Annotated in this window: 10 protein-coding genes; 4 read left to right on the top strand and 6 right to left on the bottom strand. The window is 43.0% G+C overall.

The genetic code is table 11. From position 1 onward, the window contains the following. Positions 1-418 precede the first annotated feature (418 nt). Positions 419-2,254: an alpha/beta hydrolase-fold protein gene (locus J2X69_RS12050; RefSeq protein ID WP_310103577.1), complete on the top strand. Its 1,836-nt coding sequence runs from the start codon at positions 419-421 to the stop codon at positions 2,252-2,254. A gap of 148 nt (positions 2,255-2,402) precedes the next feature. Here the strand turns inward: J2X69_RS12050 and J2X69_RS12045 are convergent, their stop codons facing one another. Beyond that, positions 2,403-3,698 carry a serine hydrolase gene (locus J2X69_RS12045; RefSeq protein WP_310103575.1) on the bottom strand — a complete coding sequence of 432 codons (1,296 nt, stop codon included), beginning with the start codon at positions 3,696-3,698 and terminating at the stop codon, positions 2,403-2,405. Positions 3,699-3,746: 48 nt separating this feature from the next. Here J2X69_RS12045 and J2X69_RS12040 point away from each other — a divergent pair, with 48 nt between their 5' ends. Both J2X69_RS12040 and J2X69_RS12035 read left to right on the top strand, forming a co-directional pair. Beyond that, on the top strand, positions 3,747-3,896 hold the full coding sequence (locus J2X69_RS12040; RefSeq protein ID WP_310103573.1) for a hypothetical protein: 150 nt from the start codon (positions 3,747-3,749) through the stop codon (positions 3,894-3,896). Positions 3,897-3,925: 29 nt separating this feature from the next. Further along, positions 3,926-4,168: a hypothetical protein gene (locus J2X69_RS12035; protein ID WP_310103571.1), complete on the top strand. Its 243-nt coding sequence runs from the start codon at positions 3,926-3,928 to the stop codon at positions 4,166-4,168. Between the two features lie 37 nt (positions 4,169-4,205). On the opposite strand, the gene J2X69_RS12030 is transcribed toward J2X69_RS12035, so the two are convergent. Genes J2X69_RS12030 through J2X69_RS12020 form a run of 3 tightly spaced genes read right to left on the bottom strand, consistent with a single transcriptional unit; the run spans position 4,206 to position 8,666 of the window. Further along, complete coding sequence (locus J2X69_RS12030) at positions 4,206-7,151, bottom strand: M43 family zinc metalloprotease (RefSeq protein ID WP_310103569.1); 2,946 nt, start codon at positions 7,149-7,151, stop codon at positions 4,206-4,208. Next, positions 7,148-8,023, bottom strand: a complete 876-nt coding sequence (locus tag J2X69_RS12025) for a TonB family protein (protein WP_310103568.1) — start codon at positions 8,021-8,023, stop codon at positions 7,148-7,150. The genes J2X69_RS12030 and J2X69_RS12025 overlap by 4 nt, the downstream gene beginning before the upstream one ends. 52 nt (positions 8,024-8,075) lie before the next feature. Beyond that, entirely contained in the window at positions 8,076-8,666 is a 591-nt protein-coding gene (locus J2X69_RS12020) for a sigma-70 family RNA polymerase sigma factor (RefSeq protein WP_310103567.1), read from the bottom strand. 304 nt (positions 8,667-8,970) lie between these two features. On the opposite strand from J2X69_RS12020, the gene J2X69_RS12015 reads away from it, so the two are divergent. Continuing rightward, positions 8,971-9,516, top strand: a complete 546-nt coding sequence (locus J2X69_RS12015) for a hypothetical protein (RefSeq protein ID WP_310103565.1) — start codon at positions 8,971-8,973, stop codon at positions 9,514-9,516. On the opposite strand, the gene J2X69_RS12010 is transcribed toward J2X69_RS12015, so the two are convergent. Both J2X69_RS12010 and J2X69_RS12005 read right to left on the bottom strand, forming a co-directional pair. After that, positions 9,500-11,020 (bottom strand): GH3 auxin-responsive promoter family protein, encoded by a 1,521-nt coding sequence (locus J2X69_RS12010; protein WP_310103563.1) that lies wholly within the window; start codon positions 11,018-11,020, stop codon positions 9,500-9,502. The genes J2X69_RS12015 and J2X69_RS12010 overlap by 17 nt on opposite strands. A gap of 266 nt (positions 11,021-11,286) precedes the next feature. After that, positions 11,287-13,188 (bottom strand): sialate O-acetylesterase, encoded by a 1,902-nt coding sequence (locus tag J2X69_RS12005; protein WP_310103561.1) that lies wholly within the window; start codon positions 13,186-13,188, stop codon positions 11,287-11,289. Positions 13,189-13,427 lie beyond the last annotated feature (239 nt).

Genomic DNA, 13,427 nt, shown 5'->3' with positions numbered 1-13,427 from the left:
TTTAGTCTAATTTTGCCACGGGCTGCGGCAAAGATGAATAGCACTGTTATTTCAGAATTTGTAATCCCGTTAGTAATCTTCTTTGTGAAATCTTTGTGTGCTTTGCGGTTAAAAAAAATCACTCAGCTAGTTGGCTCTCGATAAATATCAAAGATATAAAGTCGAAGATTGTTCTGAAGATCTGAAACCTTCGAGGTGTAAAAAAAACCTCAAAGGTTATCCCGAACCAATATTTCAGGAATTTGAAATTCCGTTAATCATAATTATCAGATGATCTCCTCTATGCCAACAAAATGAAATTCGTTTCCATCCTCCTGAAGGAAATATCATTGCCCTGGCGAACCATAATCTAAGCAAGAGCGGTTGGACAACTTCTCACTTTGACCTATTTTTACAAAAGACCTAAACCCATTAACCTATGCAAAAAACTTTTCTACTTACCCTACTTCTATGTCTTGGATTGACTGTCGCAAAGGCACAACAAGGTACCAAAGAGCGAGTCAAAGTACATAGCCGCGCACTGGAGGGCAACCTAATTGGTGATCCTGCAGACCGGGACGTGACAGTCTATCTCCCTCCTTCTTATCAAACTGATCCTGACAGAAACTTCCCTGTGCTCTATATGCTTCATGGATTTACCGACACGGATTCGCAGTGGTTTGGATGGGAAGATCATTGGATCAACCTTCAGGATGTGATCGAGCAGTCCCTCTCAGACGGAGGTTCCAAAGAGATGATTGTGGTGATGCCCAATGCTTACAACAAGTTTAAAGGAAGCATGTATGCAAGTTCGGCCACCATAGGCGACTGGGAAACCTTTGTCACCCAAGAGCTAGTGAGCTACATAGATTCCAAGTACCGAACGCTAGCCCATAAGGAAAGTAGAGGACTTGCCGGACATTCTATGGGCGGCTACGGCACACTTCGTCTCGGCATGAAATATCCTGATGTTTATTCTGCCATCTACGCCCTAAGCCCCTGCTGTATGGACGGCGGAGCATCGACCAATCCTGAGATGATTTCCAAGTTGGAAAAATTCACTCCTGATCAACTGCAGGATGCATCGTTTTTCGAGATTGCGGCGCTTGCTACTTCTGCTGCCTTTGCACCCAATCCCCAAAATCCTCCCTTCTATCTGGATCTGCCCGTAAAGGACGGGGCTCCCAATCAGGAAATCATCAATAAGATCATCGCAAGCCGGACGCTCACCACTATAGACCACTATATCCCAAACCTGAAAAAGCTTAAAGCCATAGGAATGGATGCCGGCACAGAAGATAGAGGTATCAGCGCAGCCACCCAAAAGCTGCATGAAGTATTGGATGCTTACCAGATCGAGCACCTTTATGAAAGCTACGAAGGAGACCACCTCAACCGCATTGCCGAACGCATTGAAACCAAAGCCTTGCCTTTCTTTTCAGAACACCTTGTTTTTCAGAAAAGCACTGTAAGCGAAATCATTGAAAATGGAGGTACAGGTCAGTATCCTGCCGTAATGACTTCGGAGTCCAGCCTGCCCACGCATACCATCTTTAGACCCCAGAACATCGAGGCTTTTGGCGGAGCACAAAAGCTTCCTGTAATCGCTTGGGGAAATGGTGCCTGCTACGATTCTCCTTGGGAGCATGTCAACTTTCTGAATGAAATAGCTTCTCATGGTTTTCTGGTCGTCGCGATCGGTACGATGCCCAAACAGACTGATATTCGTTCCAAGTCGCAAAAACTACTGGATGCCATAGACTGGGCCATTGCACAAAATAATGATCCCAAAAGCCCCTATTATCAAAAGATCGACACCGGCCACATTGCAGTGAGCGGTATGTCCTGCGGAGGCTTACAGACTATTGAAGTAGCCGATGATCCCAGAATCACAACCGTTGGCGTATTCAACAGTGGCGTATTGGGGAATCCCGGAGGTGGAATGCCTGGCATGCCACAGGTCAGCAAGGAACAATTGCAAAGAATCAAAGTTCCTACCCTCTATTTGCTGGGTGGAGAATCAGACATCGCTTATGGAAATGGAATGGACGATTTTAGCCGTATCAATCATATTCCTGTGTTTGTGGGCAATCTGGATGTGGGACATGGGGGCACCTATGGACAGCCAAATGGTGGAGAATTTGCGCGAGTAGCTTTGAACTGGTATCAGTGGCAACTTAAAGGAGATGAGGAAGCAGGAAAGCTTTTCACTGGCGATTCTCCGGCATTGGCGAAATCAGAAGGCTGGGTTATAGAAAAGAAAAATATGGATTAAGCTAAAGGGAAATATATCTCGGACATGATTAAAAGCCCCTCCAAAATCTACATTACGTAGGTTTTGGAGGTTTTTTTGTCTACCTCGTACGTCATTGCGAAGCTGAGGTACGAAGCTGTGGCAACCTCTGCTTTCTGTTGTTTAATATTTACAGTCCCTCTGCCCGGTAAAAAACATCCTGTAAGGCTGGTCGGATATTTAGCTCATACAACTTTTGATGTTCTCTAGATGGATAAACCCGGTTGGATAGAAATATAAAAGTGAGCTTTTTCTCGGGATCGGCCCATACAAAAGTTCCCGTAAAACCGGAGTGACCAAAACTTTCGGGACTTGCCAAAGGCGAAGGATAAGCTTCCGCCAAGGGAAGCTCGGCATTATTCAAGAGAGGTTTGTCAAAACCCAGACCGCGACGGTTATCGTTTTCGCGAAATTGCACCTCGGTAAACGCTTTCACGGTTTCGGCTGAAATAAGCTGTAAGCCTCCAACTCTGCCATAATGCTGATAAAAAAGCATCAATTTGGCCAAGTCATCGGCAGTACCGAACAACCCTGCATTACCCGAAACACCTCCTTTAAGCGCTGCATTTTCGTCGTGAACCCATCCTGTTACCAAGGTTTTTCTAAAGAGGGAATCCACTTCGGTGGGCACAATGTTGTTTACATAATTTTTTCCCTTAGGCAGATATCCCAAGGTATGGCAACCTAACCGCTGATAGAAATTCTCTTCCAAATAGGTTTGATAGTCGATTTGGGTGAGTTGCTCAATCAACCTAGGAAAAATCAAAAAAGTAAGTCCGGAATACAGGTATTTCTTCTCATCCGAGACTTTGGATCGGTTAGTGATTCTGTTCATTTTCCGTTCAAAACGATTGTTGATATAAAGCCCATCGTATACTTGCCCTTGAAATCGTTTATCGGATGAATTATGCACAAATCTTGGTTTGATCTTGCCATTTTTGCGGACCACCTTTTCCAAAAACACAATGTAGGGTGTTAAACCTGCCTGATGCGCCAAAATCTCCCGGAGCGTAAGCTCTTTTTTATCTTTTCGGTTTCTCCAGGGTTCCCAATAGGTGCTGAAAGGTTCGTCCAGATCAAGCTTCCCCTCGTCCACCAACTTCATTAAGGCGGGTAAAGGCCCGGCAATTTTGGTCACCGAGGCCAAATCGTATAAGTCGTTCAATGCGACAGGTTGCTCGTTGTCGTAGGTATGATAACCGTAGGCTTTGTGAAAAATAACCGTATCGTTCTTTGCTACCAAAAGTTGTGCTCCCGGAAAAGCTAAACTGTCGATGCCCATTTCCATAAGAGAATCCACTTTTTGGTTGATGAAATCTTCATCAAATCCTAATGTAGCCGGCTTGGCATGGATCAGTTCCCGTTGGGCAAATCCAAGTTGCATCACTGAAATTATTAAGAAAACCGAAAAGGCTAATTTTTTCATGTTGGATAAATTTTATCCCTAAATATCCAAAAATCTTTCGCAAATGGTATGAATTATCATCCTACCTACAATATCAACCCAGTTGAAAAATGGCTTGAAGCCGTGGATGGGAACAAAAAGCTGTACGAGCATATGCTAAAGGAAAAGGATGATATGATCCTTACGTTACAGGCGATGCTGGAGAATATGAAGAAATAGTTTTTTTTGAATTTGTAGATCCATTTGAAATGAATAGTCCGATAACAGGAAAGCTTATGGCTATCCATACAGAAGTTCAGGCACTGAACTTTTGTATGGAGGACTTTACCGTAAAGCAGCGGTTTTATCTTTGCGAGGATTCCGGTGAGTACTTTACAAGCACACAATTAGATGAGTTAAATCTTTCTTTGGTGTATAATTCCTACCGGGCCAAGCATCATGGTCACCTCTCCATTGTAGATTCTATGTGTCTTATGTGGACTATGTGGTAAAATATCCTTTTCCAACCTCTTAATCCTGCTGCATACTTCACCGAATCAAGACAAAGCCACCTCTTAATTCATCCCTTTGGATAAGATTATCTTGGACATAGCTAAATTGGAGTAAGTAGGAATAACCTCCCAAAAGGGATTCTGCTCCGGATATTTTCCCGTCCCAACCTTCTGAACCGGCATACACCAGCTGTCCCCATCTATTCCAGATCATCAGTTTATAGGTTATTTCACAGCTGAAAACAGGGAAATACGGTCCATCCAACGGATTGAATCCCGTAGGCATTCTTACCTGTGGCACAGCATTTTTGACTTCACCGGTTGCAGTAATGGTACATCCATTGGAATCCGTAATCCTTACTTCATATGTTCCAGGGGCTAAGCCTTCCAGCGACTGACTTATTGATCCGTCTTCCCATAGATAGATGTAGGGTTCACTTCCGCCGGTAACTTCAGCGATCAATTCTCCATCACTTCTATCCGGACAGCCGGGACTTTTGGAAATGAAATTGACTTCCAAAGGATACGGACCGGTCATTTCTCCATCAAATGTAATCCTACAACCCGACTCATCCTGTATAACAAGTGAAAATGCACCTTTGGAAATCCCAGATACGGTTAGCGTTTCCCCATCCCAAGCCGAAGGAAAATCAATAACCTGTAACTCCCCCACTCCTCCGCTTAAGGTTAGTATGACTTGCCCATCATTTTCTGATGCACACGTGGGAGACCTAAGTATTGGCTCCTCTGTGATTTCTATTGGTTCTGGATCAGTCAACTCAAGCTCCAAGAGCTCGAAAGCGCAGTTTGCGGCATCGCTTACCTTCACCGAATAGATTCCTGCCGGGAGCCCGGAAGCCGTGTTCTCTGTCAAGTCAGGATCATGATCCCAGACATAGGTATAGGTTCCGGAGCCTCCTTCTGGACTAATCCGAATCTCACCATCGGAAGTTCCAAGGCAAGTAGGATTATCCAGCTCAGAGGAAACAATAAAAGGATCGTCGGTTTCAGTATTTAGCTGATAGCTGCTGAAGTTATTGTCATAGGTAAGCTCTGAGTATCCGGAGGGAGGGAAAACAGTGTTCTCACTTAGCCGGTCTTGGTCACCGGGAGGAAAAACAAGCGGTAAGTCAACTGTTCCTGTGTCGTTAAACACCATAAACAACTCTCGAACGGATCGGATATCTCCTTCCACTACCGCCGAAAAATCTTCCTCGTCAAAGCCATATACCACCATAGGCAATTTCCATACACCCAGCAACTGTGCGCTTGCAGACTTACTCGGATCTCCATCGTAGAATGCCACCGGTGTATTCACATTAACCGTATCATAGCCATAATTGTAGAGCGTAAATGCTACCTGAAAAGAATCTTCATTAATGCAAGTCACTTCGCTGATTTCAGGACTTCCATCCATAGTGGGATCGTCCACCGTAAGGGAGAATGTAGTGCTGACATCTACACAACTGCCGTTTCGGGCAAGTAGAGAAATCTGATACTCTCCCGGTTCTTTAAAATAATAGCTCAGATCAGTTTCCTCAGATCGGAATGGAGGCAGACTTGGATAACTGGGATTGAAATTCTGATGGGTGATCGTCCACTCAAAAGAGCTCCCGTTATAAGAACGGTTGGTGAATTTTACGGAGTCAGTAAAAAGCGCATGCGGTTGTTTGGAAGCGATCAGACGCTTGTCCGGATAAAATCTGGAATCCACACCACAAGTAACATGTACATTCCTCGAAAAAGAGACAAAACAAGTTGGGTCGCTCGCAGCGAATACCTGCAGTGTAACTCTATACAAGCCTTCATTGGCAAAAGAATAACTCAAATCAGGAGATCCGGAAACTTGATTTGTGGGGCTCTCTGATCTAGACCAGTCTCCACTAAGTGGGGTAACAAACCATTTGTAGGTTGGGTTTGGGAAATTCCCGGAAAGCTGACTGTTGAAAAACACAGGTTCTCCCGGTTTTGGATATGGGCGATCCAAGTAAAATTGTACCGATGCTTCATCGTCACAAGGTGGTTCACATAATGGATGGGATCCCCCCCTAGAAAACAGTGTGGGATAATAATTTTCAAGCGTGAAGCGCATCCGTTCTGCCTGTCCCCAAGTAAAATCCTGCGGACATGGGGTATAATCCATGAAATTAGTACTCATGTCGGCTACATCAGTAAAGAAATTTCCATTACTGAAATTCGACAAAACGTCCGTATCGCAGGAATTGTCACCACAGGGAACGGATACACTTTTGTCCGGAGGAGTATCACAAACCATATCTCCATCTACTAGGCAGTCATCATTTTTGCAATCTCTGCCTTCCCAGGTATGCAGCAGCCCAAAGTAATGTCCGATTTCATGGGCCAACATATCAGCTCCCAGAGATGTGACCACCACGCCGTCCGGAGAAGAATAACCCCCGACCCCAATTCTTCTCCACCAATTTCTCCCTTCATAATAGGCTACCGCCTCGCCCGTTACATGCCTTACCAACCAGACATTTAAGTACCTGGATACGTCCCACTTGACGGAATGGTTCATTAGACCTCTATGATCTAGATCCTTATCCGTATTTTGATATTCACTTGGAATGTGATTCACTCCTGTAGTGGCTCCCCCGTCAGGAGCTGTGTTTACCAGACAGAATTGTATGCCGGTATCAGCGCCCTGTGGAGTATTGTAACTCCCCCTATTTGCAAATGCATCATTAAGTTCACTCACAGCATTCTCAAAAATTGCCAGTGATGGTAAGTCCGAACTAACCACATGAAAAACAATAGGAACAGTCCAGATCTCTACATCTTCACTGCTTGTTCTACTATTTTGTCCCGAATTCCATTCTTTGAATTCCCTTGCGTGTGCCAATCTTTCATTTTTACTCAGCTCTTGATGATTACCACAGGAAAAGCCACCAAAATAAGCCTGCGAAGAACTATTGGGGACTAGTATGAAAAGTAAGGCAAGTGTGAGTATAAATTGCTTCACCGTCTCTCTACTTTGAAACTAATAGGAAACACAAGTGTCCTTGAAATCGGGATTCCACCGCGTGTTGCAGGTGCCCATTTTGGCATATGCTCAATCAGCCTAACAGCCTCCCTGTCAAAGGCTACTCCCAGCGATTGGGTTACTTTTATTTCACTTATAGAGCTGTCTTTTTCAACTAGGAAGGAAACTTTCACAGCGCCTTCTATCTTGTCTTTTCTATGCTCTTCCGGGTAAGTTATATTTGAGGCAAACCATGTATATAAACTCTCAAACCCATCGATAGGATGGGCGTCTTCAAAAGTGATGTTTGATTCTATTAAATTATTTTCTGCCTCTTCAGGGACACTCAAAGCCACCTTAGGTACTTCCTTAGGTTTTTCACTTGGCGGGGTTATTTCTTCGATATTTAGATCAATTGGTTCCAGATCTACAATCAATGGAGGCTCTGTCCGGGCATATTCATCATCTTTTTGAGGTTGCACATTTTCAGGAATCTCAGTCTTTTCAACTGGAACTGAATCCAGTGATGAGTTTGATTCTGAATCAACAATAGCCGAATCAGAAATTAATTCAGACTCTTCAACATTATTCTCTTCAGAAGGATGATTGATGATATCTTTATTAGGATGATCAATTGTCTCAGATACAGCAAGTTTATTGCTGAGAGGTTGGTTTACTTTAGTGAAAATCAATAGTCCTGTTATGCTGATGGAAACAAAAGCCAATGAAATCCAAATGGCTGGATTGCGCCAATTCCAAGAACCCGCTTTCCTTGCCTTATAATTCTGAAGGACTGAATCGAAATCCTTCTGCTTTTCTATATCCATCGGTGTGAGATAGACATTTTCAGTAATTTCAATCTTATTTTTCATGTGATTATATTTTGTCTTTCAAAGGCCACATGGAATCTCGCATGGTAAATAATCATTCCCGTGTGTGACGTCCTTCGTCATGCTCGATTTCATGGCTTTTCTCAAGTACTTTTCTTAGTTTATCTAGCAGTCTATAAGTTCTCACCTTAGCCAGATTCTCAGTTATGTTGAGGATAAACCCTATTTCTTTGAATCCTCTTTTTTCAAAAAAGCGAAGCTCTACCAATAGAAGTTCTTTTACCGATAGCTCTCCAAGCGCCTTGCTTAGCTCAGAAAGATCAGTCTCCCTAGTCGAATATTCAGGTTCTATTTCGGTAATTAATGAGGCTTTTATGTCAGAATCCATGGACACGTACCGCACTTTGCTGCTGTCTCTGAAAAACTGATTGCACTCATTTGCCGCGATACGATATAAGTAAGATGAAAACGGCACTTCTCTATATACATATTTTTCCAGGCCTATTAGGGCTTTGAGAAATACCTGTTGGGTGATGTCTTTTGAGATTTCTAATTCTCCCACACGCCTATTGATAAACCGAAAGATCTGTTCAAAATATAGCTCATAAAGTTCACGGAAATGAGTCGGATCCGATTTAGCGCGCCTTATTAGAAATTCTTCATTCACTGAAATTTCTCTATCCATAAAAAGTAATCCTTTGTGTGACACATTAGATATAATGCAACTAGTTCAAAAAGATACAGCTTGATACACTGTTTTTTTCAATAATTCATTGACTGCCAATTATACTCTAATGAATATAGCTAGTCCATGCCATAAAATATAGAGAAAAACCTTTCATGGAACGTTCTTTGCGCCTTTCTTCTTAATGCAACACAAATATCAAATTTTTGCAGCAGCAGTTTTTCTCATTGCGATAATGATACTTGCCTTCACGCCGGTCAAGCCTTCTTCTAGCGGGCATATTTCTCCCGCTTTTTCTCAAGGCATGGATCAGAGAATAAAAGATGCTTTTCTTGAGGTATGGGATAGTTATTCAGTCCTGCATGACTATGGATTTGAAGTGGTCCAAAAACCCCTTATGTCATCTACCATGCAAGCCAGGCCTGTGATCAAACTTAGAGATGTATTCGGAAGTCAGCGAAGCTATAGACTAGATGTAGCTGAGCAAGTTCTTGATTCAGGAGATTTGAACGTGGCAGACTTGCCTGAGGAGGTGTTGAAAGGTTGGTTTGCACACGAACTCGGCCATATAGTAGATTATGAAGATCATACAAATATGGGCATGATCACTTATGGTATAAGATACTCCCTCTCTGATAAATACAAAAGAGCGCGCGAGCATGAAGCTGATAGTATAGCTATCAGGCTTGGCTTTAGAGAAGAAGTAGTTGCTACAAAAAGGTACTTAATGGAAAGTGATTTTATATCTCCCGTTTACCAAAATCAACTTCACAAGTTCTATATGTCTGTAGAAGGCGCAGAACTTTGCCCGGATGAGATAGTTCCAGTGCTTCCTAAGGTTGATTTATAAAAGCTAGAAGTTCGGCCATTTTTTCGGCCTTCATGACTTTGGGCGTTTTAGTCTGTCCTCCTTTTTTATTGGTTTGGGATAAGTAATTGGTGTATTGCCCTTTGGAGATAACTTTTACGGAAATGTTTTTGAGTGCTTTTGATCTGGCGACTGCATAATTTTTATTGACTTCTTTCAGTAACTTATCAAGTTTTTCTGCCAAACCCATTGAATCGAGTTCAGAAACCAGTATCCACTGGTGGATGTATTCTCCAGCCTCGTTTTTCATGGCAGCAACCATATATTCGTTGATTGTTTTTCCCATTATTTCCGCCAATTCCAAAATAGCAGTATCCATTTTTTCTTCTGAAAGTTGAGAGCCAACCACATTGAGGAAGAATTTGGTACGTCCCGTAATCTTAATCTGAGGCGGATCCAGGCTTTCAAACCGTATTACATCGCCTATCGTATAGCGCCAGGCTCCTGCGCAAGAGCTGAGCAAAAGAACGTATTCCTCTCCTACGTTCACTTCATTTATACCCAATACCAACGGCTCGCTTAGTAACTCTCCCGAATCAGATATACCCCGATCATCAAAGGGAATAAATTCGAAAAAATAACCATGGTTTAGTGCCAATTTCATCGCCATCGTGCCCGGCGTACAGGTATAAGCTATAAAGCCTTCCGAAGCCAAATAGGTATCTAAGATCGTAATAGGTATGCTGCAAATCGCTTCAAAATCCTCGCGATAAGTTTCAAAGGCAACCCCGCCTGAGGCATACACCTGAAAGTTTGGCCAGATTTCATGGATGCTGCTCAGATGATGGCGGTCTATAATCCGCCGAAGCATCAAAAGTACCCAAGATGGAATCCCTGCGATAGCTCCTATATTCCAACTGGGCGCCTGCTCAGCAATGGCATCAACACGCTCATCCCAGTCACTGATAGATGCTATTACTTTTCCCGGTCTGAAGAAAATATCAAACCAATCGGGGAAATTATTCACATTGATCCCCGAAATTTCCCCCTCTCTAAATCCCTGCTGGTTTTTCTCCAGACTTGCAGAACTGCTTAACATTAGCACCTCTGACTCAAAAAGGGATTCCGGAAAGTCAAACTCATGAAGGGAATTGATCATGGATGCTCCAACTGATTTCATGGAAGCCAAAAAGTCATTTGTGATTGGGATAAGCTTACTGTTGTTACCTGTAGTACCGCTGCTTTTGGCGAAGAAATCCGGTTTGCCGGGCCAAGTAATATCCTCTAAACGCTCCTGCCTGCACCACCACAGCTTATGCATTTTGTCATAATTGAAGATTGGCACCTCTTTTCTATAAGCCGTAATCAGATCTTCCGCTTTCAAAATTTCCCCAAAACCATAGTACTTTCCGAAAGCGGTATTTTTGGCTTGGGTCAAAAGTTCTCTAAGCTGATGTTCTTGAGAATTTTCGGGGCTGTCTTCTTCCGATTGAAGTTTTGCTTTAATGTCTATTCCTGCTTTTACGAGCTTACCGATTATGGCCATATTTATTCTTTTAACGAGTTAAAATAACAAAGTGCATGCCTCGGGGTTGACAATAGCGTAAAGTATAATCCTGCCATCATGGATTTATACTGTTGAAACGCTGTCTCAAATAAGGAATAGAGATTGTACTGTGAGAAATAAAAATAGCCGAGATAATCGAAACCTCAATTATTGGCAATTGGGAGATATTGAGAGTTATTCGGCACACCTCCGGGACTTGCCCTATTTCCTGCTCCCGGGGAGTTCCGTAGCTTCCTAATCCTATTTTACTCGAACTTGACCCGGAATGGCTCAGCAGGTAGATCAAGGTTATTTACCAAATTAACTTCCGGGTTATCAGCCCAGGCATAGCGGAGTTCCCCTGCTTCAATTCCGGAAGGAAGCAAAATCTTTACTTTTTCTTTTCCTTCAATAGAAGCAGATACTTGCCGGAAAATCCCATTTTCCTTTGCTATGATAAACCCCTTCACTTCATTCCCCTCTTTAAGTTTTAAACCTTCTCCCACAGAATTAAATCTAAGTATCAGCTCATTGCCCTGTCTAGAAAGTGAATCAAGCTTTGGCCCCGAGGTTAAAATCTTCTCTCCGAACGCTACATTCCGAGCCAGCAACCAAAGTCTTTCTCCCACATCTTTCTTGTTTTTGGGGTGAATATCATCAGCCTCCCCTATGTCGATAATAGTCGCCATTCCCGTTTTCGGAAGCTCCAAGGTCTGCTTTTGAGCTTCTCTCAAAAATGCCCAATCACTTTCCGGTTGTACTTCTTTTCGCTCCATAAAATTAGCCAGCTGCACAAAAAGAAAAGGAAAATCCCCCAGCCCCCAATCAGTTCTCCAGTTGGTAATCATGGTAGAGAAAAGAGTTTTATATTCTTCATGACGCCCCGCATTGCTTTCTCCCTGATACCAAATAGCTCCTTTGATCGTATAGTTGGTGATCGGAACGATCATGGCATTGTACATCATCCCCGGCATCCAGTTGTGCCATTCTACTTTCGGGAGATGGGGCTCAACGGTGGAATTGGAATACGCCCATGTACCTTCCAGAGATGTTTTCTTACCTGACTGCAGCAGATACATTTCATCCGATTTTCCAATACTAGGTTGATTATTCCAGGTATTGATCGCTCTTACAGTCAAGATATTAGTTCCTTTTATCAGCATTTCCGCCGGTATCTCCATCTCAGGAACAGTCGTCCCCCAATCTTTGTAATGGAGTAATTTTCCATTCAAATACACATAGGCCATCTGCTCGATGTTTGGCAAATGAAGGCTTACATTATCAAGAGTAGTAAGTGTGAATTTCTTCCGAACCCAAGCGATATGCTGCAAAGGATTTCCTTGTGGCAAATTGACCCTTCTCCAATTGGAATCATCATAGGAAATAGCCGCTACCTGCAAAGCCAATAGAGAATCGGGCTTGCTCACCATAGAATCACGCATGAGGCGATTCGATTCATTTTCCTTCAGCTTAGCATCCCAGCTTTCATTGTTTTCTATGACATCTGTGGCTTGCGCCTTAAATGAACCTTCCATTTGAGCCAAAATCTCAGCATCTGTCCAGCCCTCTACAGGAGTTCCTCCCCAATTGGACTCGATTATTCCCACCGGCACCTTCTTTTCCTGATTATTTCGCTTCGCAAAAAACCACGCTACCGCGGAAAAGTCCTTCATATTCACCGAATCAGCCACTTTCCACTCACCTCCTACCACGTCTTCCAGCTTCACGGCACTATAAGAATTTGGGATCTTAAAAAACCTAATCTTTGGATTTCCACCCTCTAAAAATTCCTGTTCAGCTCCAATAACCTGAGATTTCAGTTTCCATTCCATATTGGACTGTCCACCTGCCACCCAAACATCTCCTATATATACATCATTGATTTTTTGCTGATTCACTTCCAGTACATATGGCCCACCTGCAGGCAACTGGGGCAGTTTCATAATCCAAGAACTATCCGCATCCACAGTTCCACTTGTCACGGCTCCGGCTAGGCTTATCCTTACTTTTTCACCGGGAATTCCTTTACCCCAAAAGGAAATAGCTTTCTCTCGCTGCAATACCATTCCATCTGTAAATAACTTAGGCATAGTAACCGGTGAATCGAACTTCGAAAACTCACAGGAAAATAAGATAAAGAGTGCGAGTAATTTCCAGGTATTTTTCATGTGTTTATAATTGTTTTCTATTGGCCACATGGAATCTCGCATGCAGGATAATCATACCAGTGTGTGACTTTTGAGTCATGCTCGATTTCATCTGTTTATAATTTGATTTTTTTGGTCAGATGGAATGCCCTAGATAATCATCCCCCTGTGTGAGAAGACTTTCTCATGGGCATTTCATCTGTTTATAATTGTTTTTCAATGGCCATAACTTGTCCCGTGACGAAGGAAACGGGATAGCC

Origin of the sequence: Algoriphagus sp. 4150, from assembly GCF_031457395.1 — a bacterium.
GTDB lineage: Bacteria > Bacteroidota > Bacteroidia > Cytophagales > Cyclobacteriaceae > Algoriphagus.
This window is presented reverse-complemented; position numbering and strand designations above follow the sequence as displayed.

Coding starts and splice junctions, on each gene's coding strand:
- J2X69_RS12050 (WP_310103577.1), top strand. CDS start 419: ATGCAAAAAACTTTTCTACTTACCCTACTTCTATGTCTTGGATTGACT.
- J2X69_RS12045 (WP_310103575.1), bottom strand. CDS start 3,698: ATGAAAAAATTAGCCTTTTCGGTTTTCTTAATAATTTCAGTGATGCAA.
- J2X69_RS12040 (WP_310103573.1), top strand. CDS start 3,747: ATGAATTATCATCCTACCTACAATATCAACCCAGTTGAAAAATGGCTT.
- J2X69_RS12035 (WP_310103571.1), top strand. CDS start 3,926: ATGAATAGTCCGATAACAGGAAAGCTTATGGCTATCCATACAGAAGTT.
- J2X69_RS12025 (WP_310103568.1), bottom strand. CDS start 8,023: ATGAAAAATAAGATTGAAATTACTGAAAATGTCTATCTCACACCGATG.
- J2X69_RS12020 (WP_310103567.1), bottom strand. CDS start 8,666: ATGGATAGAGAAATTTCAGTGAATGAAGAATTTCTAATAAGGCGCGCT.
- J2X69_RS12015 (WP_310103565.1), top strand. CDS start 8,971: ATGGATCAGAGAATAAAAGATGCTTTTCTTGAGGTATGGGATAGTTAT.
- J2X69_RS12010 (WP_310103563.1), bottom strand. CDS start 11,020: ATGGCCATAATCGGTAAGCTCGTAAAAGCAGGAATAGACATTAAAGCA.
- J2X69_RS12005 (WP_310103561.1), bottom strand. CDS start 13,188: ATGAAAAATACCTGGAAATTACTCGCACTCTTTATCTTATTTTCCTGT.